We start from the raw sequence: 25,796 nt of genomic DNA, 5'->3' as shown, positions 1-25,796 counted from the left end.
TCCGACTGAGGCCCAGACTAGTGGTGTGCGGTTTTAATGAAAACTGAATAATAATGAGCGAAACATTCACGAATGGAGAAAGACCGTGGACCTGGTGCAACTGGAAATCTTCAAGGCCGTGGCCGAGCACGGCAGCATCAGTGCTGCCGCGCAGCAGATCCATCGCGTCCCATCCAATCTGACCACGCGCATCAAGCAACTGGAGGAGGACCTGGGCGTCGAGCTGTTCATCCGGGAAAAAAGCCGGCTGCGCCTGTCGCCGGCGGGTTGGAACTTTCTCGAGTACACCCGGCGCATCCTCGACCTGGTGCATGAGGCGCGTCTGACCGTGGCCGGCGAGGATCCCCAGGGCACCTTCGCCCTGGGGTCGCTGGAAAGCACGGCGGCGGTGCGCATTCCCGGCCTGCTGGCGGCCTACAACCAGCGTTTTCCCAAGGTCGACCTGGACCTGTCCACCGGCCCGTCGGGCACCATGCTCGAAGGCGTGCTGTCCGGGCGCCTGGTGGCGGCATTCGTCGACGGGCCGGTGCTCCATCCCACCCTTGAAGGCATGCCGGTATTCGAGGAAGAGATGGTCATCATCGCGCCGCTCAACCATGCCCCGGTGGGGCGCGCCCGCGATGTGAACGGGGAGAGCATCTATGCCTTCCGGGCTAACTGCTCCTATCGCCATCATTTCGAAAACTGGTTTGTCCAGGACCAGGCAGTGCCGGGCAAGATCCATGAGATGGAGTCCTACCACGGCATGCTGGCCTGCGTGAGCGCCGGTGCCGGCCTGGCCTTGATGCCACGCAGCATGCTCGACAGCATGCCAGGCTGCAGCACGGTGAGCGTCTGGCCGTTGTCGGAGGACTTTCGCTACCTCAAGACCTGGCTGGTGTGGCGCCGGGGCACGGTCTCGCGCAGCCTGAGCATGTTCGTCAAGCTGCTGGAGGAGCGGCGCACGGCCTGACCGACGGCCGCCCCGGCCCCGAACACCCCTGGTGATGCGGCGTCGAACATTGTGTAGACCATCCCCTCGAAGGGAGGAATGCACCATGCGCAAACACCATTACGGGCTGTGCGCCGCCTTGCTGGTGGCCTTGGCCTTGCCTTGGACCCTCGCCGCTGCGGCCGACCTGAACGCACCGATCGATCCGCAGGCCGTCCAGTTGCAACCGCAGGAGCAGAACGGCGTGCGTTACCTGCAAGGCGGAATCGGCCAGGATGAAGCCAATGCCTTGCGTCGCACCACCGGCTACGACCTGCACGTCACCTTGTCCGTCGGCGCGGACGACAAGTTCCAGAGTGGCGCCACGGTGGATATCCAGAACGCCCAAGGCCAGCCGGTGCTGGCGTTGCAGGATGTCGGCCCACTGTTGTTCGTGCAATTACCGCCAGGGCAGTACCGGGTCACCGGCAATGCCGATGGGCAGACCGTGCAGCAACAGGTGACGGTGAGCGGCAAATCCCCCGCCAATGTGAGCCTTCACTGGCAGTGAAGTGCCCTTGAATACGCCGGAATACATTTGTACTCCGGCGGGAATCAGCCTACAGGCCTGATCGTGGCTTCCTGCAGGAGGGCGCGATCGGGCCTATATTTTTTGAACGATCCTGATTCCGCGTCCTTCTGATATTTCAGCAGAGCGCCTGCCGGAGCATGGCCATGAACCTGGAAACTCAGTTGAAATCGCTGGATGAATGCGGCTACGTGCTGATTCCAGGCGTTCTGGAGCCGCTGCGCATTGCCCTGCTGCGTTGCGCCATCGATGAGTTGCAGCCGCTTCATTGGGACTACCAAGGGCTGTTGGAGCACTACAAATGTGTGTTCAACCGCAATCCGCTGTGGTTGTCGTTCCTGGATCTTCCGCCATTGATCAATCTGGCCGAGGCCGTGCTGGGGAACGACTGCCATGTGATCGGCCAGACAGCCTGGCGCAGTCACCCCGGTTACCCGGGCATGGGGCTGCACCTGGATTACCTGCCTATGGAGTTGCCGGACTGGATCCGCGGCCGGGAAGACTACAGCCAGCCGATCCAGGTCCTCACCGCCCAGTTGTACTTGTGCGATATCGATGAATCTGTCGGCCCGACCCGGATCGTGCCGGGTAGCCACTTCGCCGGCCGCCCACCCCAGGAGGGGGAGGACAGCTGGCAGGGGCAGGGCGTCAGGGCGGTACTCTGTCATGCCGGTGATGCGCTGGTGTTTCGCAGTGACCTGTGGCATGGCGGCGGCGCCAACCACAGCGCGGGCAACAAGCGCGACATGCTGCAAGTGCACTATGGCCGGCGCATGGTCGCGCAGAAGTTTTCGCCCTATCTGGCCTGGCACTTCAACCCTGATGTGCTGGAAGAAGCGACGCCCCGGCAGCGGCGTTTGTTGGGTGAACACGAGGAGTCGGTGTATGACTGAGGGGCCTGCCGACAGTCGCTGCGCGAGGCAAATTAGTCGGCATGTTTAAGGTATTTCTGAGGGACCTTTTGGCGCTGCGATATAAAAATTCCGCGCGGCGCCCTCGATTATTTACAAATGTGCAACAGAGTGTTTTATCCAGGGATGGCAAACAGCCTTTCAACTTTTTGTTTGATTGGCCGATAATCCAAAAAGTATTACGTCTTGTAACGTGGTTGGATGCACCCGATTCAGGACACTAAGAAAGAGGGGCAAAAGCCCCCCATTTGGAGTCAAGCCGGCAGAGAGTGCGCTGGCTTGTCCGTGAAGACCATCAGGAGATTCATAGATGAAAACCCGTCTCGCCGCTTCGCTGGCTGCCGCCGTCCTGGCTTTCGCCGGCGCCAACCTGGCCCAGGCCGCACAAGTGTCCGGCGCCGTTGGTGCCACCGGCCAAGGCGACATGACCTACCGTATCGGCCTTTCGTTCGACTGGGACAAGAAGTGGTTCGAAAGCAATACCGGCCACCTGACCGGTTACTGGGATGCGGCCTACACCTATTGGGAAGGCGGCGAAGCCAGCGGGGCGCACTCGCTGTCGTTCAGCCCGGTGTTCGTCTATGAGTTCAGCGGTTTTACCTATACGCCGTTCATTGAAGCCGGTATTGGTCTTGCTGCGTTCTCCAAGACCGATGTGGGCGATCAGCGCCTGGGCTCTTCGGTCAACTTCGAAGACCGCATCGGCTTTGGCTTGAAGTTGCCGGCCGAACAGAAGATCGGCGTGCGCGCGATGCACTATTCCAACGCCGGCCTCAAGCAGCCGAACGACGGCATCGAGTCCTACTCGCTGTACTACAGCAAGGGCTTCTGACACCCATCGAGCAGTAGCGCGCCTGTAGGAGCGCTACGTGTTGCCTGGCTCCGGCTGCGCCGGTGTTCGCGGGTAAACCCGCTCCTACAGGGGATCACCGCCATCTTGTAGGAACGGGCTTGTCCCGCGAATAGGCCAGCGCAGGCAACGCAAGACCACGGCTTTTGCACGCCTGCAACGTCTCTGCATGTCAGCGCACCGCCTTGATCGCCAGCACATTGCACAACGGATGCTCCACCACATGGGCGGTGGTGCCGCCGAGGAAGGTCTGCATCGCATCGTGACGATGGCTGCCCATGACGATCACGTCGGCCCGGCTGTGGCTGACGAATTCGGCAATCGCGCGAATGGCCGGCCCTTCGAGAAAATGCCGACGCTCAAGGTCGATCTGATGGTGATCGCCCAGACGGTTGAACGCCGCCCGCTGGGCCGTGCGTACGCTGCCGTCGAAGCCTGGCATGGTCACGGTACCGGCGCCGAAGTCGGCGATATGGGTCTTGGCCGCGTCGCACACGTGCAACAGGTGCAGCTCGGCGTTGCACTGAAGGGCCAGGGCATGGGCGCAGTGGATGACCTGCTCGTCCAAGTGCTCGCCGGCGCCATGGCAGTTGAGATCGACCGCCGCGGCGATCTGCCGGGGCAGGGGCAGGCGGATGTCGCTGACCAGGTGCACGGCCACAGGGCTGTCCTTGAGTAACTGCCAGTCCAGTGGCGTCACCAGCAGGCGTTTGAGCACGGGTTCGTGCTGCACGTCCTTGATCAGCAGGTCGCAACCCAGGCGCTCCACCTGCTCCAGCACGCTGCCCAGCGGGTCGCGGGTCAGCAGCAACTCGGTGGAGACATCCAGCCCGGCGTTGCGCAACTGCTCGACTTCATCGGCCAGCCACTGGCGGTTGTGCTCGAGCAGCCGTTCACGCTCGCGGCTGTCGCTCATCAGGCCAAAGGTGTCGACATCGTCAACGAACACGTTGATATCCAGCAAGGCACCGCTGGATTCGGCCAGCGCCGCGGCCCGTTGCAGGGCAGGTGTATGGCGCATCTGGGGACCGAGCATCACGAACAATCGCTTGAACTGGCTCATCTCATACCTCCACGTGTGGCAGCCCCCCAAACCGCCCGTGCCGGTTTACGCGCCAAGCGGCGCCCAAGTTCCTTTCTCAGTCTAGACCCTGGTGGCTGATGGGCCCGCGCCAATGCCTCCAGCGCGCGGTGACTGGGGTATGATGCGAGCCTTTTCTCCTACATCGAGGCCCGATCCATGTCCCTGAGCGTTGAACAGATTGGCGAATTCCGCGCCTTCGCCGAGCAGTTGGCCGATGCCGCCGCTGCGGCGATCAAGCCGTATTTCCGTGCAAGCCTGGACGTCGAGGACAAGGGCGGGCGCCTGTACGACCCGGTGACCGTGGCCGATAAGGCCGCCGAAGAGGCCATGCGTGAGCAGATCCAGGCGCGCTACCCGGCCCACGGCATTCTCGGGGAAGAACAAGGCGTGGCCGCAGGCAGCAGCCCGTTGACCTGGGTGTTGGACCCGATCGACGGCACCCGCGCGTTCATCACCGGCCTGCCGCTGTGGGGCACGCTGATCGCCCTGAACGACGGCGAACGTCCGGTGGTGGGCGTGATGAACCAGCCGTTCACACGCGAGCGCTTCGTCGGCACCCCAGAGGGTGCCTGGCGCAGTGGCACGCCACTCAAGACCCGCGCCTGCGCCGATCTGGCTTCGGCAACGTTGATGTGCACCACCCCAGACATGTTCGATACCGCCGAGCGCAAGGCGGCCTTCGAGGCGGTGGCCGGCAAGGCGCGACTGATGCGTTATGGCGGCGACTGCTACGCCTACTGCATGCTGGCATCGGGGTTTGTCGATGTGATCGTCGAAGCCAGCCTGCAGCCCTATGACGTACAGGCGCTGATGCCGATCATCGAAGGCGCAGGCGGTGTGATCACGGCCTGGGACGGCAGCTCGGCACAGAATGGCGGGTGCGTGGTGGCCTGTGGCGATCCGGCGCTGCATGCGCAGGTGATCGAGATGCTGCGTCACGCCATGTGATCGCTTGGTGGGTAAACCCGCTCCTACTTGGTTCTGCGGTGCTTCCAACAACACCGCTGTACCGGTGGGAGCGGGTTCACCTGCGAACAGGCCGGTGCAAGCAACACAAGGCCGTTGTTCGCTCAAGCGTTTCGCTTGCCCACCGCACTTTTCTCCATTCGCACGCTCTATCAATGGCCAGGCTGAGCCGATGCCCGACCCAGCCGTTGATTCCAGACCCCGGTGCCGATGGTTGTTTCACTGCCCAGACTTTTATCCCGCCTGCTCCTGGCTGGCGCCCTGACGGCCCTGTGCGCCTGCACCCAGGAGCAGGGGCGCGATGTCCTCACCCAGCTCGGTGACGGCAAGCCCAGCGAGCTGTTCCAGACCAGCGTCGACCGCATGGCGACGATTGCCATGCGTGACAACCTGCAGAGCCTGTACCTGCTGATGAACAAGCTCTACCAGCGCAATCCCAACCAGTGGAAGCAATCGGGCTACCTCGACGCCGCTACCGCCGAGCGCCAGATCCGCCTGGCCATCGAGCAGCGCCAACCCTTGGCACAGCTTGGCAATCGGCGCGACCTGGCGGCCTTGAGCTACGCCTTGAGCCCGGAATTTCGCGGCGACCGTGTCGGCGCCTTCATCTACGCCATTGGCAGCATGCTGATCACCGCTCATGGCGGGCGCACCGAGTTCTACATGACCGACACCATCGATCCGCTGTTCGTCAACAACGCCGCCCGCAACATCGAGAAGGCCACCTGGATGCTGAGCCAGCGCCAGGACGCCAATGGCGTATTGTTGCTGTTTTCCAATGAAATCTCCGAAGAGGGCAGCAACCTGAGCTTTGCCGTGGAGTTCGGCAAGATCGTCGCGCGGTTGGACCTGTTGGCCCAGATGCTTGACGAACGCTACCGGCGGATCGGTCTGAACTATGCGCAAAGCCTGCTGTTGCTGAACTTCCTGCCGGTGCAGTAGCCGGCGTTGTGAAGTCGACAAGGGTTGGCAACCTTCAGGGGGCGGGTTTACCCGCGAAGCGCTGTCCGATAACCGAACACGTCTCGCTTTCGGGGCGTTCGCTATCCGCACGGCGTTTGCTTTGGTCGCATTGCCTAAGGTCCGGCTTTTTGGTTATGTGTCGCGAACGATACGCCGATGGTCGCCTGCCCACATACACCCTCCATCGGCTCGATAGACTGACCGTGAACGACCGCAACCACTGGCCCCAGTGCCCGTAGGACGCGGCGACCAGAACAATAACGAAGCCGAGTGCCTTGCCTATGGAAAGCCGCCTGTTGAGCGAGCGCAGCAGCGTGTTTCATCGCGCTGACCCTTATGTCGTGTCCGACTACGTCAACCGGCATGTGGGCCAGCATTGCATCGGCTTGTCCCGCACCACCCATCCCCAATCCAGCCTCAGCCACCGCAAGATGGCCGAACTGGACCTGTGCCGCATCAGCTACGGCGGCAGCGTGCGGGTCACATCGCCTGCGCTGGAGACCATCTATCACCTGCAGATCCTGCTCAACGGCAACTGCCTGTGGCGTGGGCATCAGCGCGAGCATTACCTGGTGCCAGGCGAGCTGTTGTTGATCAACCCGGATGAACCAGTGGACCTGACCTATTCGGAGGACTGCGAGAAGTTCATCCTCAAGGTGCCCACCCACCTGCTCGACTCGATCTGCGACGAGCAGCGCTGGCACCGGCCCAGCGGCGGGGTGCGTTTCCTGCGCAATCACTATCGGCTGGAGGAACTCGATGGCTTCGTCAACCTGCTGTCGATGGTGTGCCATGAGGCCGAGGTGAGCGATTCGCTGCCCAGGGTGCAGGGCCATTACAGCCAGATCGTCGCCAGCAAGCTGCTGACGCTGATGAGCACCAATGTCCAGCGCGAACCCCTGGGCGCGGCGGGGGCGAGCCTGGAGCGCATCCTCGAGCACATCGATCGCCACCTCAAGCTCGAGCTCACCGCCGAAGGGCTGGCCGAGCAGGCCTGCATGAGCGTGCGCTCGCTGTATGCGTTGTTCGACCGCCACCTGGGCACCACGCCCAAGCAGTACATCCGTCAACGCAAGCTTGAGCAGGTCCATGCCTGCCTGCGCGATGCCAGCTGTTCGGTACGCAATGTCACGGAGCTGGCGATGGACTATGGGTTCCTGCACCTCGGTCGCTTCTCTGAGCACTACCGGCAACGCTTCGGCGAGCTGCCGTCCGAGACCCTCAAGCGCCGCAACTGACCCCCGCTCGCGGGCTTGCCCGCGATTGCGCACGCCCGTACAGACAACGCGCCGATCTGCCTGCACAAAGTGGATAGCACTCTGCACGATCCGGATATTGCCCCCGCCGCCCAATCCCTAACCTGACCTGGCCTGAACAATAACAATGGAGACCCTGGCCATGTCCCTGGGATTCGACTACCTCAATGCCATGCTCGAGGACGATCGGGAAAAAGGTGTCTACCGCTGCAAGCGGGAGATGTTCACCGACCCGCGCCTGTTCGACCTGGAGATGAAACACATCTTCGAGGGCAACTGGATCTACCTGGCCCACGAAAGCCAGATCCCCGAGAAAAACGACTTCCTCACCCTGACCATGGGGCGCCAGCCGATCTTCATCGCGCGCAACAAGGACGGTGAGCTCAATGCCTTCCTCAATGCCTGCAGCCACCGCGGTGCCATGCTCTGCCGCCACAAGCGCGGCAACCGCTCAAGCTACACCTGTCCGTTCCACGGCTGGACCTTCAACAACAGCGGCAAGCTGCTCAAGGTCAAGGACCCGGCCAACGCCGGCTACCCCGACAGCTTCAACTGCGACGGCTCCCACGACCTGACCAAGGTCGCCCGCTTCGAGTCCTACCGCGGCTTTCTGTTCGGCAGCCTCAGCGCGGATGTCAAACCGCTGCGCGAGCACCTGGGCGAGTCGGCCAAGATCATCGACATGATCGTCGACCAGTCCCCCGAGGGCCTGGAAGTGCTGCGCGGTTCGAGCTCGTACATCTACGAAGGCAACTGGAAGCTCACTGCCGAGAACGGCGCCGACGGCTACCACGTCAGCTCCGTGCACTGGAACTACGCCGCCACCCAGAACCAGCGCAAGCAGCGCGAGGCCGGCGACGAGATCAAGACCATGAGCGCCGGCGCCTGGGCCAAGCAGGGTGGGGGCTTCTATTCCTTCGACCACGGCCACCTGCTGCTGTGGACCCGCTGGGCCAACCCCGAGGACCGTCCGGCCTACGAGCGCCGCGAGCAACTGGCCGCCGATTTCGGCCAGGCCCGCGCCGACTGGATGATCGAGAACTCGCGCAACCTGTGCCTGTACCCCAACGTGTACCTGATGGACCAGTTCAGCTCGCAGATCCGCGTGGCCCGGCCGATCTCGGTGAACAAGACCGAGATCACCATCTACTGCATCGCGCCCAAGGGCGAGAGCGCCGAGGCCAGGGCCAAGCGCATCCGCCAGTACGAGGACTTCTTCAACGTCAGTGGCATGGCCACCCCGGACGACCTGGAGGAGTTCCGCTCCTGCCAGACTGGCTACGGCGCCGGCACCGGCTGGAATGACATGTCCCGCGGCGCGGCCCACTGGGTCGAAGGTGCCGACGAGGCGGCCAAGGAGATCGAACTGCAACCGCTGCTCTCAGGCGTGCGCACCGAGGACGAAGGCCTGTTCGTGCTGCAGCACAAGTACTGGCAGGACACCATGCTCAAAGCGTTGGAGCAGGAACAGCGACTGATCCCCGTGGAGGCTGTGCAATGAGCATTTACGAGACCGTGCGCGACTTCCTCTACCGCGAGGCGCGCTACCTGGATGACGCCCAGTGGGACCAATGGCTGGAGCTGTACGCCGCCGATGCGACCTTCTGGATGCCCTCCTGGGACGATGACGACACGCTCACCGAAGACCCGCAGAGTGAGATCTCGCTGATCTGGTATGGCAACCGTGGCGGTCTGGAGGACCGGGTGTTCCGCATCAAGACCGAGCGCTCCAGCGCCACGGTGCCGGACACCCGCACCTCGCACAACCTCAGCAACATCGAGATCGTCGAGCAGGGCGATGGCCAGTGCCAGGTGCGTTTCAACTGGCACACCTTGAGCTTTCGCTACAAGACCACCGACAGCTACTTCGGCACCAGCTTCTACACCCTCGATCTGCGCGGTGAACAGCCGCTGATCCTGGCCAAGAAGGTGGTCCTGAAGAACGACTACGTCCGCCAGGTCATCGACATCTACCACATCTGATTCCAGGTCACGGCGAGGGCTGCTCGGGGTGCCGCAAGGCGCGCCGCGGCCAGGCTCGCCCCGGAGGTACGCCATGAGCTTCCAGATCGCACTGAATTTCGAAGACGGGGTCACCCGTTTCATCCAGGCCGACGGCCACGAGAGCGTCGCCGATGCCGCCTACCGCCAAGGCATCAACATCCCGCTGGACTGCCGCGACGGCGCCTGCGGCACCTGCAAATGCCAGGCCGAGGCCGGGCGTTACGATTTGGGCGACAACTTCATCGAAGACGCCCTGAACGAAGACGAGATCGCCCAAGGGTTCGTCCTGACCTGCCAGATGCGCGCGCTGAGCGATTGCGTGGTTCGCATCCCGGCCTCCTCGCAGCTGTGCAAGACCGAGCAGGCCAGTTTCGAGGCGGCCATCAGCGATGTGCGCCAGTTGTCCGAAAGCACCATCGCCTTGTCGATCAAGGGCGAGGCGTTGAATCGCCTGGCGTTCCTGCCGGGGCAGTACGTCAACCTCAAGGTGCCGGGCAGCGAACAGACCCGCGCCTATTCGTTCAGCTCGCTGCAGAAGGACGGCGAGGTCAGCTTCCTGATCCGCAACGTGCCGGGCGGCCTGATGAGCAGTTTCCTCACCCGCCTGGCCAAGGCGGGTGACCAGATGACCCTGGCCGGTCCGCTGGGCAGCTTCTACCTGCGGGCGATCCAGCGGCCCCTGTTGCTGCTGGCCGGCGGCACAGGCCTGGCGCCCTTCACCGCGATGCTGGAAAAGGTCGCCGAGCAGGGCAGCGAGCATCCGCTGCACCTGATCTACGGGGTCACCAACGACTTCGATCTGGTCGAGCTGGACCGCCTGCAGGCCCTGGCCGCGCGGATTCCCAACTTCACCTTCAGCGCTTGCGTGGCCAACCCCGACAGCCAGTACCCGCACAAGGGCTATGTGACCCAGCACATCGAACCACGCCACCTCAATGACGGCGACGTGGACGTCTACCTGTGCGGCCCGCCCCCGATGGTCGAGGCGGTCAGCCAGTACATCCGCGAACAAGGCATCACCCCGGCGAACTTCTACTACGAGAAATTCGCCGCGGCGGCGGCCTGAGGTTTCACGGGGCTGCCCGCATCGTGCGGGTGAGGGCGGCCTCTTTTTATTGCGTACGCGAACGCTGTGGGCGCGGGTTCACCCGCGAAGCAAGCAACGCGGTGTATGGCACCGGCTGTGCCGGTGTTCGCGGGTAAACCCGCTCCCACAGGGACGGCGGGCAACTGGAGAATCGCTGATGAACAACAGATTCCAAGGCAAGGTCGCCCTGGTCACCGGCGCCGCCCAAGGCATCGGCCGTGGTGTGTGCTGGCGGCTCAAGGCCGAAGGCGCCCAGGTGGTGGCGGTGGACCGCTCCGAGCTGGTCCACGAGCTGGCCGGGGAGGGGGTGCTGACCCTGATCGCGAACCTTGAGCAACACACCGACTGCGCCCAGGTGATGGCACAGGCGGTCGCGACCTTCGGCCGCCTCGACATCCTGATCAACAACGTCGGCGGGACCATCTGGGCCAAGCCGTTCGAACACTACGACGTCGAGCAGATCGAGGCCGAAGTGCGTCGCTCGCTGTTCCCGACTCTGTGGTGCTGCCACGCGGCGCTGCCCTACATGCTCGAGCGCGGCAGCGGCGCCATCGTCAACGTCTCGTCCATCGCCACCCGTGGCGTCAACCGCGTGCCCTACGGCGCGGCCAAGGGCGGGGTCAACGCGCTGACCGCCTGCCTGGCCTTCGAAACCGCCGGACGCGGTGTACGCGTCAATGCCACCGCGCCGGGCGGCACCGAAGCGCCACCGCGGCGCATCCCGCGCAACAGCGCTGAGCAGAGCGAGCAGGAAAAGACCTGGTACCAGCAGATCGTCGACCAGACCCTTTCCAGCAGCCTGATGAAGCGCTACGGGACCATCGACGAGCAGGTCGGCGCGATCCTCTTCCTGGCCTCCGACGAGGCCTCCTACATCACCGGCGTCACGTTGCCGGTCGGTGGTGGCGACCTCGGCTGAGGCCGCCTGCGGCAAGGTTTTCTTCACACAACAAAAACAACAGAGATAGATGCCATGCGAACCCTCGACGTCCAAGCGATCATCGACAATGCCCGCTTCACGCCCTTTCACTGGATGGTCATGGCCTGGTGCGGCCTGCTGCTGATCTTCGACGGCTATGACCTGTTCATCTATGGCGTGGTCCTGCCCGTCATCATGAAAGCGTGGGGGCTCACCCCGTTACAGGCCGGTGCCCTGGGCAGCTATGCGCTGTTCGGCATGATGTTCGGCGCCCTGGCGTTCGGCAGCCTGGCTGACCGTATCGGCCGCAAGAAGGGCATTGCCCTGTGCTTTGCGCTGTTTTCCGGAGCGACCATCCTCAATGGCTTTGCCACCAGCCCCGGCGAGTTCGGCGTCTACCGCTTCATCGCCGGGCTCGGCTGTGGCGGCTTGATGCCCAATGCCGTGGCGCTGATGAACGAATACGCGCCCAAGCGCCTGCGCAGCACTTTGGTGGCGATCATGTTCAGCGGGTATTCCCTGGGCGGCATGCTCTCGGCGGGTGTCGGCATCTACCTGCTGCCGCGCTTTGGCTGGGAGTCGATGTTCTTTGCCGCGGCGCTGCCGCTGCTGCTGTTGCCGGTGATTCTCTACTACCTGCCGGAGTCCATCGGTTTTCTGGTGCGCCAGGGCCGCGTCAAGGAGGCCGGCGCGTTGCTCAAGCGTCTGGATCCAGAGTGCGACGTGCAGGCGGACGATGTGCTGCAGGTCGTGGAGCGCAAGGCCAAGGGCGCCTCGGTGTCGGCGTTGTTTCGCGAGGGCCTGGCGGTGCGCACCCTGGCACTGTGGCTGGCGTTCTTCTGCTGCCTGCTGATGGTGTACGCACTCAGTTCCTGGCTGCCGAAGCTGATGGCCAATGCCGGCTACAGCCTGGGCTCGAGCCTGTCGTTCCTGCTGGCGTTGAACTTTGGCGGCATGGCCGGAGCGATCTTCGGCGGCTGGCTGGGGGACCGCTACAACCTGGTCAAGGTCAAGGTGGCGTTCTTCCTGGCTGCGGCCCTGTCGATCAGCCTTCTGGGCGTGAACAGCCCGATGCCGGTGCTCTATGGGCTGATCTTCATCGCCGGCGCCACCACCATCGGTACACAGATCCTGCTGTATGCCGGCGCCGCCCAGCTGTACGGCCTGTCGGTGCGCTCCACAGGGTTGGGCTGGGCGTCGGGTATCGGCCGCAATGGCGCCATCGTCGGCCCGCTGCTGGGCGGTGCGCTGATGGGCATCAACCTGCCGCTGCAACTGAACTTCATCGCTTTTGCCATTCCTGGAGCCATTGCCGCGCTGGCCATGGCCGTGCACCTGGCCAGTGGCCGGCGCCACGGCCTGGCCGCGCCTGCCCAGGCCTGACCGTTCACTGACGCAACTGGAGGCCTTGCATGACAAGCCCGACTATCGACCGGCTGGAGGCGATCATCGTCGACCTGCCGACCATCCGCCCGCACAAGCTGGCGATGCACACCATGCAGCAGCAAACCCTGGTGATCCTGCGCCTGCGTTGCAGCGACGGGGTGGAGGGCGTCGGCGAGGCCACCACCATCGGCGGGCTGGCCTACGGCTATGAAAGCCCCGAGGGCATCAAGGCCAACATCGACGCGCACCTGGCGCCCGCGTTGATCGGCCTGCCGGCGGACAACATCAATGCCGCCATGCTCAAGCTCGACAAACTGGCCAAGGGCAACACCTTCGCCAAGTCCGGCATCGAGAGCGCGCTGCTCGACGCTCAGGGTAAACGCCTGGGTCTGCCGGTCAGCGAACTGCTCGGCGGGCGGGTGCGTGACAGCCTGGAAGTGGCCTGGACCCTGGCCAGCGGCGACACCGCCCGCGACATCGCCGAGGCCGAGCACATGCTCGAGGTGCGTCGCCACCGGGTGTTCAAGCTCAAGATCGGTGCCAACCCAGTGGAGCAAGACCTCAAGCACGTGGTGGCGATCAAGCGTGAACTGGGCGATCGGGCCAGCGTACGGGTGGACGTCAACCAGTACTGGGACGAGTCCCAGGCTATCCGCGCCTGCCAGGTGCTGGGCGACAACGGCATCGACCTGATCGAGCAGCCGATCTCGCGCATCAACCGCGCCGGGCAGGTCCGCCTGAACCAGCGCAGCCCGGCGCCGATCATGGCCGACGAGTCGATCGAGAGCGTCGAGGACGCCTTCAGCCTGGCCGCCGACGGCGCCGCCAGCATCTTCGCCCTGAAGATCGCCAAGAACGGTGGCCCCCGCGCCGTGCTGCGCACCGCGCAGATTGCCGAGGCCGCCGGCATCGCCCTGTACGGCGGGACCATGCTCGAAGGCTCGATCGGCACCCTGGCCTCGGCCCACGCCTTCCTGACCTTGCGCCAGCTGACCTGGGGCACCGAGCTGTTCGGGCCGTTGCTGCTGACCGAAGAGATCGTGACCCAAGCGCCGGAGTACCGCGACTTCCAGTTGCATGTGCCACGCACGCCGGGCCTGGGCCTGACGCTGGACGAAGCCCGCCTGGCGCGTTTCGCCCGCCGCTGAAGGCGCACACAACCCTATGGATGGCACCGGCTGTGCCGGTGTACGCGGCTAAAGCCGCGCCTACAACGACTTAACCAGACTCGAGGAGAACCCCATGCTGTTCCACGTAAAGATGACCGTGAAGCTGCCGGTCGACATGGACCCGGCCAAGGCCGCGCAACTGAAGGCTGATGAAAAGGCACTGGCCCAGCGCCTGCAGCGTGAGGGCACCTGGCGCCACCTGTGGCGCATCGCCGGGCACTACGCCAACTACAGCGTGTTCGACGTGCCCAGCGTCGAGGCCCTGCACGACACCCTCATGCAGTTGCCGCTGTTCCCCTACATGGACATCGAGGTCGACGGCCTGTGCCGTCACCCCTCGTCGATCCACAGCGACGACCGCTGATTCGAACCCCTTGCACAAGAACAAGATGAGGTACACACCATGACCGTGAAGATTTCCCATACTGCCGAGATCCAGACGTTCTTCCAGGAAGCCGCAGGCTACGGCAACGACGACGGCAACCCGCGCATCAAGCGCATCATCCAGCGCGTATTGCAGGATACCGCCCGCCTGATCGAGGACCTGGAGATCACCGAGGACGAGTTCTGGCTCGCCGTGGACTACCTCAACCGTCTGGGCGGGCGCGGCGAAGCCGGGCTGCTGGTGGCAGGCCTGGGCCTTGAGCATTTCCTCGACCTGCTGCAGGACGCCAAGGACGCCCAGGTCGGCTTGACCGGTGGCACCCCGCGCACCATCGAAGGCCCGCTGTATGTTGCCGGTGCGCCTATTGCTGAAGGCGAAGTGCGCATGGACGACGGCAGCGAGGAGGGCGTGGCCACGGTGATGTTCCTCGAAGGCCAGGTACTCGACCCGCAAGGCCAGCCGGTGGCCGGCGCCACGGTCGATTTGTGGCATGCCAACACCCGCGGCACCTACTCGTTCTTCGACCAGAGCCAGTCGCAGTACAACCTGCGCCGGCGCATCGTCACCGACGCCCAGGGCCGCTACCGCGCTCGCTCCATCGTGCCGTCGGGCTACGGCTGCGACCCACAGGGGCCGACCCAGGAGTGCCTGGACCTGCTGGGCCGTCATGGCCAGCGTCCGGCGCACATCCATTTCTTCATCTCTGCGCCGGGCTATCGCCACCTGACCACCCAGATCAATCTGGCCGGTGACCAGTACCTGTGGGACGACTTCGCCTACGCCACCCGTGACGGGTTGGTCGGTGAGATCACGTTCCGCGAGGACGGTGCGCGGGGTGTGCAAGGTCGGTATGCCGAGCTCGCGTTCGACTTCCAGCTGCAGAAGGCCGTGGACAGCGAGGCCGAGCAGCGTAGCGGCCGGCCACGGGCGTTGCAGCAGGCCTGATACACCGAGGTGTCCGCTTCGCGGGTAAACCCCACAAGGACGGTGTCGCTGTTGCCACCCACGCCTCCCACCCTTGTTGAGGTTGGCGCAGGGCTTGTGGGGGGACCCGCGAAGAAAGCCCCGCAGAAGCAGCGCCGGCCTGCGATGAAGTCAACGGACAGCGCTGTTGAGAGGTTGGCGCGGACCCTGTGGGAGCGGGTTTACCGGCGAAGAAAGCACCGCGGAGCCAGCGCCAGCCTGCGATGAAGGCAACACAAAACAAGTGCCAGCCACCAAGGCCGGCCAGAGCTTGCGAGAGGTCCCATGAAAGACCTGTTCAACGATTGCTCCGTGTCGGCCGTCGTCGCCGGCATGATCGCGACGATGATTTCCTACGCCGGACCCCTGGTGATCATCTTCCATGCGGCCGAAGCCGCGGGTCTGTCCCACGATGTGCTGTCTTCGTGGGTCTGGGCGGTGTCCATGGGCAGCGCGGTGCTGGGGGCGTTGCTGAGCCTGCGCTATCGGGTGCCGGTGGTGATCGCCTGGTCGATCCCGGGCTCGGCGCTTCTGGTCACCGCCTTGCCGGAGCTGGGCCTGGCACAGGCCGTCGGCGCCTACTTGGTGGCGAATCTGGTGCTGCTGGTGATCGGCATCAGCGGCGCCTTCGACCGCATCATCGCTCGCCTGCCGGGCTCCATTGCCGCCGGCATGCAGGCCGGGATTCTGTTCAGTTTCGGCGCCGAGGTGTTTCGCGCGCTGCCGGTGCAGCCGGCGCTGGTGCTGGCGATGTTCGCCACCTACGTGCTGATGCGCGTGCGTCAGCCGCGCTATGCGGTGGCGGCGGTGCTGCTGGTCGGCGCGCTCGTCACGGTGCTCAGCGGCCAGTTTCGCAGTGATGCGCTGGTGCTGGAGCTGGCCTCGCCCCGCTTGATCGCCCCGCAGTTCAGCGTCACGGCCCTGTTCAGCCTGGCGTTGCCCCTGGTGCTGGTGGCCCTGACCGGGCAGTTCATGCCCGGCATGGCGGTATTACGCAGCGCCGGTTACGCCGTGCCCGCCAGCCCATTGATCAGTGCCAGCGCCCTGGGTGGCGCCTTGCTCGCGCCCTTTGGCTGCCATGGGCTGAACCTGGCGGCGGTCACCGCCAGCCTGTGCACCGGCCGTGAAGCGCATGAAGATCCACGCCGTCGTTATGTCGCGGCGGTGTCCGGCAGCGTGCTGTACCTGCTACTGGGGATCGCCGGCGCTACCTTGATGTCGCTGTTCGCGGCCTTTCCCGCTGCGCTGATTGCCGCACTGGCTGGCCTGGCCCTGTACGGCGCGATCAGCGAGGCCCTGGCCAGGAGCCTGTCCGAGCCGGCCGAACGCGACGCGGGGCTGTTCACCTTCCTGGTGACGGCCTCCGGCGTGTCCTTCCTGGGGCTGTCGGCGGCTTTCTGGGGGCTGTTGTTCGGGCTCACCGCCCACGCCTTGCCACGCCTGCGTCGACCTCGTGCTCAAGCGGCGTTGCGCCGCGCCCGCTGAAGAGGAGAGCGATCACTCGATACCTACGCGTTCCCAGCGCTTTACCCATAAAAACAAGATCAAAGAGAGCTTCGGAATGAATCACACCCCTTGCGTCGCCCTGGGCATCACCTTGCTCAGCCAACCTTTGCTGGCTGCCGAAAACGGCTTTTTCGAGGATGCCAAGGCCAGCCTGAGCGCCCGCAACTATTACTTCAGCCGCGACTATTCGGACATCGTCGGGGCCAATCAGCAGTCCAAGGCCGAGGAGTGGGCCCAGGGCTTCATCCTCGACTTCAAGTCCGGCTACACCCCCGGCACCGTGGGGTTCGGTGTGGACGCCCTGGGCCTGCTGGGCATCAAGCTCGACAGCAGCCCGGACCGCGTCAACACCGGGTTGTTGCCGGTGCACAGCGATGGTCGCGCGGCGGATGAATACAGCCGTCTGGCACCGACCTTCAAGGCGCGTCTATCCAAGACCGAGCTGCGCGTCGGTGAATTGCAGCCCAACCTGCCGGTGCTCACCTTCAGTGACATCCGCCTGCTGCCACCCACCTACCAGGGCGTGAACCTGAGCTCGGCCGAGCTGGCGGGCCTGACGTTGCAGGCCGGGCATCTGACCTCCAGTCACCTGCGCAACGAGGGCGGTGACGACAAGATGATCGCCATGCTCGGTCATGTGCCCATGCGACAGGCACAGAGCGATGCCTTCAACTATATCGGCGGCGACTACGCCTTCAACGACAACCAAAGCAGCGCGAGCCTCTGGTACGGCCAACTGGAGGACATTTACGAACAGGGCTTCGTCGGCCTCAAGCACAGCAAGCCCGTGGGCGATTGGGTGCTGAGCGCCAACCTGGGCTACTTCACTGCGCGCGAGGACGGCGATGCGCTGCTGGGCAACATCGACAACCAGGCGTTCTTTTCGTTGTTCACCGCCCGGCAAGGTGGGCACAGTTTCCATGTCGGCTACCAGGGCATTTATGGTGATAGCCCATTCCCACGGGTGTTCGCCAACATCTCGCCGCTGGGCAACGAGGTGCCGACCTATGAGTTCGCCTACACCGACGAGCGCTCCTATCAGGCGCGCTACGACTACAACTTCGCCGCCCTAGGCATCCCCGGGCTCACCGCCACCGTGCGCTACATCACCGGTAACAACGTGGACACCGGCCAAGGCTACGAGGGCAAGGACCGTGAGCGCGACATCGACCTGGGCTATGCCGTGCAGGGTGGGCTGTTCAAGGGGCTGGGGATTCGTGTGCGCAATGCCATGGCACGCTCCAACTATCGCAGTGACATCGATGAGAACCGCTTGATCCTGGTATACACCTGGCAGTTGTTCTGATCAGCAACAGCGGCGCGTCCACAGGCTTGATCGGCGTTGTTCCTGTGGACGTTCCAGTGCCTGGCGAGGCGTTTCAAACCAAGCAATATGTAGGGGCTCCGGCGCGAAGCCGGTCTTTATCCTGCGTGGCCCACTCATCAGGAGCCCCGTCATGCCCCACGTTCGCGACCACAAACACGCCGTGGCAATGCAGTTCGCCAGCCGTCCGACCCTGCGTCAGGTGGCTGGCCAGCAGATCATGAAAGTGATGATCGAGCGCTATCCACTGATCGCCCGCCACCGGCCGGAGCTGACCAGTGCCGAAGCGTTCAAAGTGATGATTCCCAAACCAGGAGGGTTCTGGTCGGTCCGCCCGTTCGTCGACTACGTGCTGCAGGCGTGGCTGAAGGGTGAGCGACTGGACTTTTCCTTCGTGGACGGCCTGGATTACCGCCTTAGCCTCGAAGTGCCGTCGCGTTTCTATGCCATCAAAGACCCACGCAAAACCGCCGATGGCGATCGGATCAAGCTCGAGGACCTCGGCGAGGCCCTCAATGACCTGCTTGAACTGTTCGATGAGCTGTTCTGTCAGGCGCAGGTCGACTATTGGCGTGAAGACGCCAGCGCAGGCGTAAGCCGCGACCGGTGGTTGCAACAGACGGTGAAGTCCGCCTTGCTGGAAAATCTGGCGCTGCAGAATCTGGACGCTGAGCAACAGGCCTGTATTCGAGACCTGCTCGCCATCGGGGCACGATCGGCGGGCGTGTGCATTCTCGAGGTGCACATGAAGAAGGGAGACCAGGCATTCTCCCGGTTGCTGCCCAACCTGCTGGTGATGGCCGAGAACGATGCGCGCAAGGTGTTTCTCTGGTGCGCGCCGTCCAGCGTGATCCAGGCATTCGACTCGCTCGACGCTTTTGCTCAGGCGCTGCAAGGCGAACTGGTCGACGCCTATGACTTCGAGACGCTCACCTGGGACCGTCACGAACTGGCCGGGGACGTTTTCGCGCAATGGGCTGCGGCGATGCTGGAGGCATTGCTGGCCGCCGCACGCCGGCTACAGCACACGCAGTTGACCAACGTCGACGAAGCTGAGCAGGTGCTGGCTGCGCTGACGGACCCATCGCAGTATTTCATCGACGGGTATCGAGTTGCGACCGACACCCACCTGGCGTTGCCCAGCGAGGTGCAAAGTGCGTCGCACGAGGACAGTTTCGCCTATCAATGTGCCTTGTTCGACCTGGCGCTGGCCCAGGCACAGAGCGAAGGCGTCTCGGCCCTGGCGGACGTGCTTTCCCTACACGCTTATGCCAGCCAGCGTCTGCGTGAGCAACTGCTCAAGGACCACCCGATCGATGCCAACTACTTTCCCGATGACCTTGAACTGACGCTCACGCAGGCCCATGGCACGCCCGGTGGCGCCGGGGTAGGGGTGGGCGACGGGAGCGTGGAGCGGCGCAGCATGACCCTGACCGAGTTCGCGATCGGCAATCTGAGTTCGCTCCAGGGTGCGCAACTGACGGGCATCACGCACCGCGAAGGGCAACTGATCATGGACTGGATGACGGTCGACTATGCCAAGTCGCTGGTTCAGCGGGTGGACATCGGTGCGCACTATCCGGCCTATGTCGCGAAGTGCCTGGATGACCCTGCCACACGCGAGCAGAGGGTTGAACGGTTTGCCCGGGAATGGCGGTGTGGCTTGTTGTTCAGTGCATTGTCGGCCAAGCGCGATGGCACCCTGGACGATGAGGCCTTGCAGTGCGTCGTCGACTTCTGCCGCGGTGATATCGACGAAACGCTGCCCGCCACGATGTTGATGCCATTGGCATTCAAGCGTGAGCCCAAGGCGAAGGCCGAGGATCGGGTTGGCGGGATGTATGTGCTGTTCTGCGCCCAACCGTCGCGGGTGCTGCTGTACAGGCCGCTCTATGCCGACGCGCCACTCATGATCTTCAGCAGCCTCGACGCCATGATGCAGGCCATCGGACAGAAGGGGGCGCTGCAGGACAGTGTCCTGCAATGGCTGGCAGCCGATGCGCGGCCGGTGTATGCCCACGGCGGCTTCCATGAGCCTCACCTGATACGGCCGATCCTCGATACCTCGCTGACGCTTTTGCCCGTGAAACCTGTCAAGTTCGCTCCCCAGTACTGGCGCATCGACGTCGATGCCAAGCTTTACCAGGCCAACCGCGATCTGCTGGTCGAATTGGCCAACCGCCAGTCGGTATCCAACGCTGAAAGTCGCTGGGCGATCCTTTCCCAAGGAGCCTGGCTGCTGTTCGACGTGGCCACACTGTTCTTGCGTGGGCCGGTGGCCACGGTCGCCTGGGTGATCCAGGCCATCAATGCCGTGAGCAACGATGTGGCGGCGTTGAGCAGCGCCAGCGCGTTCTCGCGCTCCAGCGCCGTGGTGGATCTGCTGCTGAACGCTTCGATGGCGCTGATGCACCAGCATTTGCCTACCCAGGCATCGACCGTCACGCCCCGAATGCCGCAGGCGCCGGCGTTTGCACAACACAGGCTGCTGCGGCCGACCGTGCAGGTGGCAGCGATCGAGCGTGTGCAAGGCAAAGTGGGGCTACCGGGGTCATTGGGGCGATTGACCACGCAGTTGGACTTCACCTGGCGAGGTGCCCATGGCCTGAACGTGCTGCCGGCCGAACGCCGGCAGGCGCTTCTGGCGATGCGCTCGGACGTGTCCCTGGGTAAGCAGCCGATCATCACCGCCGGAGCCCGTCGAGGGTTGTACGAGATTGCTGGCCATCATTACCTGACGTTTGCAGGGGATGTCTACCAGGCGCAGGTGAGCGAGGACGGTATCCGCATCATGGACCCGTCCGGCGGCGAGGGCCCGCGGATGACCTTCATCGAGGATGGCTGGCGGATCGACCATGCGCTGCAGCTGCGCGGTGGCATGCCCAAGAGCCGTGTGCAGAAACTCCGGGAGAAGAACGAGGCATTGGTCCAAGCACTGCGCCTTCAGGACCAAAGCCTGACCGAGAAGCACAATACCCTGACCAGCGCCGTGGAAAAGCACCGCACGTTGTTGAGCGAGAAAGACCAACGCATCGAGCAATTGGAGGCGATGGCGGATCGGGATGCGTTGACCGAGCGCGACCTGGAACTGACGCGAGAACTGCGCAAAAAGATCAATCAAACGATCCTGCGTGAGCTCAAGGCACTGATCGACAACGGCGTGGAGCACGATCAAGTGCTCTCGCAGCTTGCCGACATGAGGCTCAGCGTAGGCCTTTCGACCATGGTCGGCGAGGCCGAGGACCTTGCGCGCGCCAGTCGTGTGGTCATCGATCTTCGCAACGCAACGCGTCAGGAACTCATCGAGAACCTGTCGGAGTTCTATGATGGAATGGCCCAGATGATCAACAGCGAGGACCTGGACAGCCTGGCCAAGGACGTTGTCGTCAAACCGGAAAGCAAAGAGGAAATTCGTCAGTACGAGCGCTTCAGAAAGCGCCTGGAACAGGTCATCGAATGGGAGACCCAGCTGATCGAGATGTCCAGGGTGTTCGACATCCAACTCAGCGACACCCTCAAGGACACCTCGATCGTCTTCAAGGACAGCACAGGTGAGCGGGTCAACAAAGACGGCAAACTCAGGGAAATCATCCAGCGACGCCGGTTGTCCGCGATCGATCTGGAGTTTCAACAGTTGATGGACCTCGCCGAGGCCAGCCTCGATCGACTTGCCGACGTGGATGAGCCCACATTGGCGCAGTATTCCGACTACTTGGCCAACGATGCCCTGAAAAGCGCCGGCAACGCCCATGGTGACTTGCCTGCCAGTGGGGTTTCGCTGAGCGAGCAGATCGAGGTCCTGACCGGCGTCGTGGAGGCCTACCAGGAGGCACACGTGTTGGCGGACTACTTGGAAAGTTGTGGTGGGCCAGCGGTCAAGCTGTCATGGTTGCAGCGCTACGCCAGCAGCCTTGAAAACATCAAGAGTTCGGCGGAGCGGGATTTGGCGCAGGCGGTCAGGGAGCTGGAACTCGAAGAGCCACCGGTGCCCAGAACCTCGACTTACGCCGGTCGCGGCGGTCGGCGGCATGTGGTCAGGACCAACCGCGGGCGAAGCGTCCTGGGCGAAGAAGTCCAGATCGGTGACACCTCGGTAATGCAGCAACGGGACTACCGTACCCAGACGGTCATCAAGACGTTCCACAAGACCGGCGAGCAATGGGTCGAGAGCAGCGCCCAGCCAAGCACCGAGGGTGAGCGTCCTGTGCCTTCGGCGGATCCGCGAATCGTGCGAAAAAAGGCGCAGACACTCGTCGATCAGGTCGACTCGGTCGTCAAACTTGCCCGTTTGTACGTGAAAACCGATGAGCCCAACGGGCTATCGACGGTGATCGATGGGCATCTGGACAAACTCAAGCAAGCGCAGGCCGGACTGCCTCGTCTCACCCCCGAAGATGAGCTGTTCGAAGCGCTGAATGATGCCGCGACCCGTCTCAAATCGGTCAAGCGGGACCTGCTGACGGGCATGTACCTGTCGACTTCCCACCCCACGGCCGACAGTTTGCGTTTTCTGTTCGACCAGCGGGCGATCACGGTACAGCGGGCCGGAGAGCGCAAGGCGCTTTCAGCCAGCGATTACCTGGAGGTCTATGAAATCCGTCGCAGGATTCGCTCGGGCGAGCGGGAAGGGGAAGGGCTCTGGGAAGCTCACTTTCATTACCCAAGCGACACGACGCCTGCGCGCAAGTTCAGCCGAGGGCATCTGAAGCTCTGGACGCAACGTAAGCTGGGGCGCAAGGCGCAGCTTCAGGCCGCAGCCAGCGGCAGGGACTTTTTGGCGATCTATCGTGGCGAGCTGCGTCTGGAGCAAATAGACGGCATCATCCCGTTCTGATCGAGCGGCCAACGATTGGGTTTGCACGGGCCAGCAGGATGACGGTAGGTTGCTGGAAAAACCTGCTCAGGGACCTTCATCTTGGACTCACTGACCCAAGCTGTCCTCGGCGCCGCCCTCCAAGGCGCGGTGCTGGGGCGCATCCAGGGGCGTCGCGCGTTGCTATACGGCGCGGCCCTGGGCACCTTGCCCGACCTCGACGTGCTGATCCGTTACGCGGACCCGGTGTCGCAAATGACCTACCACCGGGGGTTTTCCCACTCCATCTTCGTGCTCACCGCCCTGGCGGCGGTGCTGGCCTGGCTGGTGAGCACGATCGCCCGAAGGCGCTGGCCCGACCAGGGCTACCGCTTGCCGAGGTTGTTCCTGGCGTTTTGGCTGGCCTTGGTGACCCACCCGATACTCGATGCCTTCACCGTCTACGGCACCCAGCTGTTCTGGCCACTGAACCTGACCCCGCAGAGCTGGGCGGCGGTGTTCATCATCGATCCGGTGTACACCTTGCCGTTGCTTGGCGCTGTCCTGTTCGCGGCCTTCAAGGGCATGGGCGGCAGGACGATCCCGGTGTTGGGGGTGGCCTTGGCATTCAGCACCGCCTACCTGGGCTTCGGGCTGGCCGGACGCGTGGCGGCTGAACAGCGTTTCGCGCGCGCCCTGGATCAGCAGGGCATCGCCGTGACGCACGTGCGCGCCGTGCCCATCGCCTTCAACAGCCTGGTCTGGCGCGTGCTGGCCAAGACCCCGGACGGTCAGTACTACGAAGGCATCAGCAGCGCCTTCGATCGCGAGCCGCCGGAGATGCAGCGTCAGCCCCTCAACCTTGAGACTGCCCAGGTGTTGCATGGCGTGCCGTTGCATGAGCGCCTGCGCTGGTTCACCGACGATTGGCTGCGCTACGACGTGGTGGGCGATGCCTTGGTGGTGACTGACCTGCGCATGGGCATTCCCGGCAACTACACCTTCCGTTTCCAGATGGCCAGCCGTGATGGTGCCGGGCGCTGGAACGCGGTGACGCCGACGCTGTGGCTGGGCGATGGCGTGGGCTCGATGCTCAACGGTGAGGATCTGGCGTTGATCTGGCGGCGCATCGTCCAGCAGCAGCCTCCGCTGCCGCTCGCGGCCTGGACCCAGAAGTACCTAGGCCAGGGCGAGGCAGGGCGTTGAGCCCTGCAATCGCCGAGGCTGGGTGATTGCAAAGGGGGCACTGCGCGCCCCATCGCAGGCTTCTCCAGCGGCTACAACTTGTTCAGCGCCCCAAGGTCTATGGGCGAGCCAGGCGCCCGGTGACGAAGTGCGCCACATCGTTGAAACCGGGCGTCGAGGCATGTCCCGGGGTGACCAACGAATCGATGAAGGCCTCGTCCTCAGCGGTGATCTTCACCTCCAGCGCACCGGCATAGGTGTCCCACTGCGCCTCGGTGCGCGGCCCGACGATCGCCGAGCTGACCAGTTGATTGTTCAGCACCCAGGCGATGGCGAACTCGACGATGCCCACCCCTTTGGCCTGGGCATAGGCATCGACCTTCTGGGCGATGGCCAGCGACTCCTGGCGCCACTCCACTTCCATGATGCGCTTGTCCTGGCGAGCGGCCCGGCTGCCGGCGGCAGGTTCGGCGCCTGGTGCGTATTTGCCGCTGAGCACGCCACGGGCCAGCGGGCTGAACGGCACCACGCCCAGGCCATGGTAGGCGGCTGCGGTCAGTTGTTCAGGCTCGGCCTGGCGGTTGACGATGTTGTACAAGGGCTGGCTGACCACCGGCTTGGGCACGCCCAGGCGCTCGGCCAGGTTGCACAGCTCGGCGATGCGCCAGCCGCGGAAGTTGGATACCCCCCAATAACGGATCTTGCCTTGTCGCAGCAGGTCGCCCATGGCCTGCACGGTCTCTTCCAGCGGTACCTTGTGGTCTTCGCGGTGCAGGTAGTAGATGTCCAGGTAGTCCAGGTCCATGCGCGTGAGCGAGGCTTCGATGGCGTTGAACAGGTGCTTGCGCGACAGCCCACTGCGGTTGGGCAGACCTTCGGCCGGGCCGAATCCGGCCTTGGAGGCGACGATCCAGTCCTGACGGTGACGGGCCACCGCTTCGCCGACGATCTCTTCGGAACGCCCGCCGTTGTAGACGTCGGCGGTGTCGATGAAGTTGATGCCTTGGTCCCACGCCTTGTCGATGATGCGCAGCGAGTCCTCGGTGCTGGTCTGCTCGCCAAACATCATGCTGCCCAGGGTGAGGGCGGAAACCTGAAGGCCACTGTGGCCAAGGGGGCGGTAGATCATGGAAGACCATCCTATTTGCGATGAGCGATCCAAACCGTTTTACACAGAGTACACCTGCTTTGAAAGGTCATGAGTCTTGTATTGATGGCTTTATCTGAATCGAAGCTTCAAGGGAATATTGTTTTGAGAGATGCCGTGCAGAAATCGCCTACAGTCAGCTGCGAGTATTCCTACATAGTATTTTCTTGCGTTCAAGGGTTAGTTGGCTAATGTGAATTGCACCGCAATAAAGCGGTGTTCAAGGAGTTATAACGATGAAAGAAGTAAAACTTGAATCGACGGCCTTGGCTAACCTTGCGCATCTGGTTGAATCGCCCCTGGTTTCGTAGACACCTCCAAGCCTCATAATGAGGCCCAAATAGGAGGTGCCATGAGTCGTCAGCGTTACCCCGAAGAATTCAAGATCGAAGCGGTCAAG

The 25,796-nt window shown here is 63.5% G+C and carries 22 protein-coding genes; 19 read left to right on the top strand and 3 right to left on the bottom strand.

Annotation, left to right across the window (positions count from 1 at the left end; genetic code table 11):
- The first annotated feature begins 85 nt into the window (after positions 1-85).
- The 4 genes from ptrR (at position 86) to ACNFCH_RS11395 (ending at position 3,242) form a co-directional block, all read left to right on the top strand.
- On the top strand, positions 86-952 hold the full coding sequence (ptrR, locus tag ACNFCH_RS11410) for a putrescine utilization regulator PtrR (RefSeq protein WP_196164418.1): 867 nt from the start codon (positions 86-88) through the stop codon (positions 950-952).
- A gap of 85 nt (positions 953-1,037) precedes the next feature.
- Positions 1,038-1,481 (top strand): hypothetical protein, encoded by a 444-nt coding sequence (locus ACNFCH_RS11405; protein ID WP_070090893.1) that lies wholly within the window; start codon positions 1,038-1,040, stop codon positions 1,479-1,481.
- 164 nt (positions 1,482-1,645) lie between these two features.
- Entirely contained in the window at positions 1,646-2,392 is a 747-nt protein-coding gene (locus ACNFCH_RS11400; RefSeq protein ID WP_416742804.1) for a phytanoyl-CoA dioxygenase family protein, read from the top strand.
- A gap of 328 nt (positions 2,393-2,720) precedes the next feature.
- Complete coding sequence (locus tag ACNFCH_RS11395; RefSeq protein WP_337157279.1) at positions 2,721-3,242, top strand: acyloxyacyl hydrolase; 522 nt, start codon at positions 2,721-2,723, stop codon at positions 3,240-3,242.
- Positions 3,243-3,432: 190 nt separating this feature from the next.
- Here the strand turns inward: ACNFCH_RS11395 and ACNFCH_RS11390 are convergent, their stop codons facing one another.
- The gene (locus ACNFCH_RS11390) at positions 3,433-4,323 is read right to left on the bottom strand and encodes a universal stress protein (RefSeq protein WP_416742803.1); all 891 of its coding nucleotides are present in this window, start codon (positions 4,321-4,323) and stop codon (positions 3,433-3,435) included.
- Between the two features lie 177 nt (positions 4,324-4,500).
- On the opposite strand from ACNFCH_RS11390, the gene hisN reads away from it, so the two are divergent.
- From hisN to ACNFCH_RS11315, 15 genes are all read left to right on the top strand, one after another.
- Entirely contained in the window at positions 4,501-5,292 is a 792-nt protein-coding gene (gene hisN, locus ACNFCH_RS11385; RefSeq protein ID WP_416742802.1) for a histidinol-phosphatase, read from the top strand.
- Between the two features lie 228 nt (positions 5,293-5,520).
- Positions 5,521-6,252 carry a hypothetical protein gene (locus ACNFCH_RS11380; RefSeq protein WP_043210784.1) on the top strand — a complete coding sequence of 244 codons (732 nt, stop codon included), beginning with the start codon at positions 5,521-5,523 and terminating at the stop codon, positions 6,250-6,252.
- A 302-nt stretch (positions 6,253-6,554) separates the two neighbouring features.
- The gene (locus ACNFCH_RS11375; RefSeq protein ID WP_337157275.1) at positions 6,555-7,511 is read left to right on the top strand and encodes an AraC family transcriptional regulator; all 957 of its coding nucleotides are present in this window, start codon (positions 6,555-6,557) and stop codon (positions 7,509-7,511) included.
- Between the two features lie 160 nt (positions 7,512-7,671).
- A complete protein-coding gene (gene benA, locus ACNFCH_RS11370; RefSeq protein WP_416742801.1) occupies positions 7,672-9,030 on the top strand; it encodes a benzoate 1,2-dioxygenase large subunit in 1,359 nt (452 codons plus the stop codon).
- Entirely contained in the window at positions 9,027-9,512 is a 486-nt protein-coding gene (benB, locus tag ACNFCH_RS11365) for a benzoate 1,2-dioxygenase small subunit (protein ID WP_323113585.1), read from the top strand. Before benA ends, benB begins: the two co-directional genes overlap by 4 nt.
- 73 nt (positions 9,513-9,585) lie before the next feature.
- Positions 9,586-10,599, top strand: coding sequence for a benzoate 1,2-dioxygenase electron transfer component BenC (benC, locus tag ACNFCH_RS11360; protein WP_416742800.1), 1,014 nt, complete (start codon positions 9,586-9,588; stop codon positions 10,597-10,599).
- A 178-nt stretch (positions 10,600-10,777) separates the two neighbouring features.
- The gene (locus tag ACNFCH_RS11355) at positions 10,778-11,539 is read left to right on the top strand and encodes a 1,6-dihydroxycyclohexa-2,4-diene-1-carboxylate dehydrogenase (protein WP_337157272.1); all 762 of its coding nucleotides are present in this window, start codon (positions 10,778-10,780) and stop codon (positions 11,537-11,539) included.
- 54 nt (positions 11,540-11,593) lie between these two features.
- Positions 11,594-12,922 (top strand): MFS transporter, encoded by a 1,329-nt coding sequence (locus ACNFCH_RS11350; RefSeq protein WP_416742799.1) that lies wholly within the window; start codon positions 11,594-11,596, stop codon positions 12,920-12,922.
- A gap of 29 nt (positions 12,923-12,951) precedes the next feature.
- The gene (locus ACNFCH_RS11345; protein WP_416742798.1) at positions 12,952-14,073 is read left to right on the top strand and encodes a muconate cycloisomerase family protein; all 1,122 of its coding nucleotides are present in this window, start codon (positions 12,952-12,954) and stop codon (positions 14,071-14,073) included.
- Positions 14,074-14,167: 94 nt separating this feature from the next.
- Positions 14,168-14,458, top strand: coding sequence for a muconolactone Delta-isomerase (gene catC / locus ACNFCH_RS11340; protein WP_416742797.1), 291 nt, complete (start codon positions 14,168-14,170; stop codon positions 14,456-14,458).
- Between the two features lie 39 nt (positions 14,459-14,497).
- On the top strand, positions 14,498-15,424 hold the full coding sequence (gene catA / locus ACNFCH_RS11335) for a catechol 1,2-dioxygenase (RefSeq protein ID WP_337157268.1): 927 nt from the start codon (positions 14,498-14,500) through the stop codon (positions 15,422-15,424).
- A gap of 303 nt (positions 15,425-15,727) precedes the next feature.
- Positions 15,728-16,927 (top strand): benzoate/H(+) symporter BenE family transporter, encoded by a 1,200-nt coding sequence (locus ACNFCH_RS11330; protein ID WP_337157267.1) that lies wholly within the window; start codon positions 15,728-15,730, stop codon positions 16,925-16,927.
- 76 nt (positions 16,928-17,003) lie between these two features.
- Positions 17,004-18,254 carry an OprD family porin gene (locus ACNFCH_RS11325; protein ID WP_416742796.1) on the top strand — a complete coding sequence of 417 codons (1,251 nt, stop codon included), beginning with the start codon at positions 17,004-17,006 and terminating at the stop codon, positions 18,252-18,254.
- Between the two features lie 151 nt (positions 18,255-18,405).
- On the top strand, positions 18,406-23,106 hold the full coding sequence (locus tag ACNFCH_RS11320; protein ID WP_337157265.1) for a hypothetical protein: 4,701 nt from the start codon (positions 18,406-18,408) through the stop codon (positions 23,104-23,106).
- A gap of 81 nt (positions 23,107-23,187) precedes the next feature.
- Positions 23,188-24,270, top strand: a complete 1,083-nt coding sequence (locus ACNFCH_RS11315) for a metal-dependent hydrolase (RefSeq protein WP_416742795.1) — start codon at positions 23,188-23,190, stop codon at positions 24,268-24,270.
- 97 nt (positions 24,271-24,367) lie between these two features.
- On the opposite strand, the gene ACNFCH_RS11310 is transcribed toward ACNFCH_RS11315, so the two are convergent.
- Positions 24,368-25,378 carry an aldo/keto reductase gene (locus tag ACNFCH_RS11310; protein WP_337157263.1) on the bottom strand — a complete coding sequence of 337 codons (1,011 nt, stop codon included), beginning with the start codon at positions 25,376-25,378 and terminating at the stop codon, positions 24,368-24,370.
- A gap of 238 nt (positions 25,379-25,616) precedes the next feature.
- On the bottom strand, positions 25,617-25,796 hold a 180-nt coding region (locus tag ACNFCH_RS11305), incomplete at its 5' end, for a hypothetical protein (protein ID WP_416742794.1).

Source organism: Pseudomonas sp. NY15354, from assembly GCF_048068075.1.
In the GTDB taxonomy this organism is placed as follows: Bacteria; Pseudomonadota; Gammaproteobacteria; order Pseudomonadales; family Pseudomonadaceae; genus Aquipseudomonas; species Aquipseudomonas guariconensis_C.
This window is presented reverse-complemented; position numbering and strand designations above follow the sequence as displayed.

Coding starts and splice junctions, on each gene's coding strand:
- ACNFCH_RS11380 (WP_043210784.1), top strand. CDS start 5,521: ATGGTTGTTTCACTGCCCAGACTTTTATCCCGCCTGCTCCTGGCTGGC.
- benB (WP_323113585.1), top strand. CDS start 9,027: ATGAGCATTTACGAGACCGTGCGCGACTTCCTCTACCGCGAGGCGCGC.
- ACNFCH_RS11395 (WP_337157279.1), top strand. CDS start 2,721: ATGAAAACCCGTCTCGCCGCTTCGCTGGCTGCCGCCGTCCTGGCTTTC.
- ACNFCH_RS11310 (WP_337157263.1), bottom strand. CDS start 25,378: ATGATCTACCGCCCCCTTGGCCACAGTGGCCTTCAGGTTTCCGCCCTC.
- hisN (WP_416742802.1), top strand. CDS start 4,501: ATGTCCCTGAGCGTTGAACAGATTGGCGAATTCCGCGCCTTCGCCGAG.
- catC (WP_416742797.1), top strand. CDS start 14,168: ATGCTGTTCCACGTAAAGATGACCGTGAAGCTGCCGGTCGACATGGAC.
- ACNFCH_RS11345 (WP_416742798.1), top strand. CDS start 12,952: ATGACAAGCCCGACTATCGACCGGCTGGAGGCGATCATCGTCGACCTG.
- ACNFCH_RS11375 (WP_337157275.1), top strand. CDS start 6,555: ATGGAAAGCCGCCTGTTGAGCGAGCGCAGCAGCGTGTTTCATCGCGCT.
- ACNFCH_RS11405 (WP_070090893.1), top strand. CDS start 1,038: ATGCGCAAACACCATTACGGGCTGTGCGCCGCCTTGCTGGTGGCCTTG.
- ACNFCH_RS11390 (WP_416742803.1), bottom strand. CDS start 4,323: ATGAGCCAGTTCAAGCGATTGTTCGTGATGCTCGGTCCCCAGATGCGC.
- ACNFCH_RS11320 (WP_337157265.1), top strand. CDS start 18,406: ATGCCCCACGTTCGCGACCACAAACACGCCGTGGCAATGCAGTTCGCC.
- benC (WP_416742800.1), top strand. CDS start 9,586: ATGAGCTTCCAGATCGCACTGAATTTCGAAGACGGGGTCACCCGTTTC.
- ACNFCH_RS11325 (WP_416742796.1), top strand. CDS start 17,004: ATGAATCACACCCCTTGCGTCGCCCTGGGCATCACCTTGCTCAGCCAA.
- catA (WP_337157268.1), top strand. CDS start 14,498: ATGACCGTGAAGATTTCCCATACTGCCGAGATCCAGACGTTCTTCCAG.
- ACNFCH_RS11400 (WP_416742804.1), top strand. CDS start 1,646: ATGAACCTGGAAACTCAGTTGAAATCGCTGGATGAATGCGGCTACGTG.
- ACNFCH_RS11330 (WP_337157267.1), top strand. CDS start 15,728: ATGAAAGACCTGTTCAACGATTGCTCCGTGTCGGCCGTCGTCGCCGGC.
- ACNFCH_RS11355 (WP_337157272.1), top strand. CDS start 10,778: ATGAACAACAGATTCCAAGGCAAGGTCGCCCTGGTCACCGGCGCCGCC.
- ACNFCH_RS11350 (WP_416742799.1), top strand. CDS start 11,594: ATGCGAACCCTCGACGTCCAAGCGATCATCGACAATGCCCGCTTCACG.
- benA (WP_416742801.1), top strand. CDS start 7,672: ATGTCCCTGGGATTCGACTACCTCAATGCCATGCTCGAGGACGATCGG.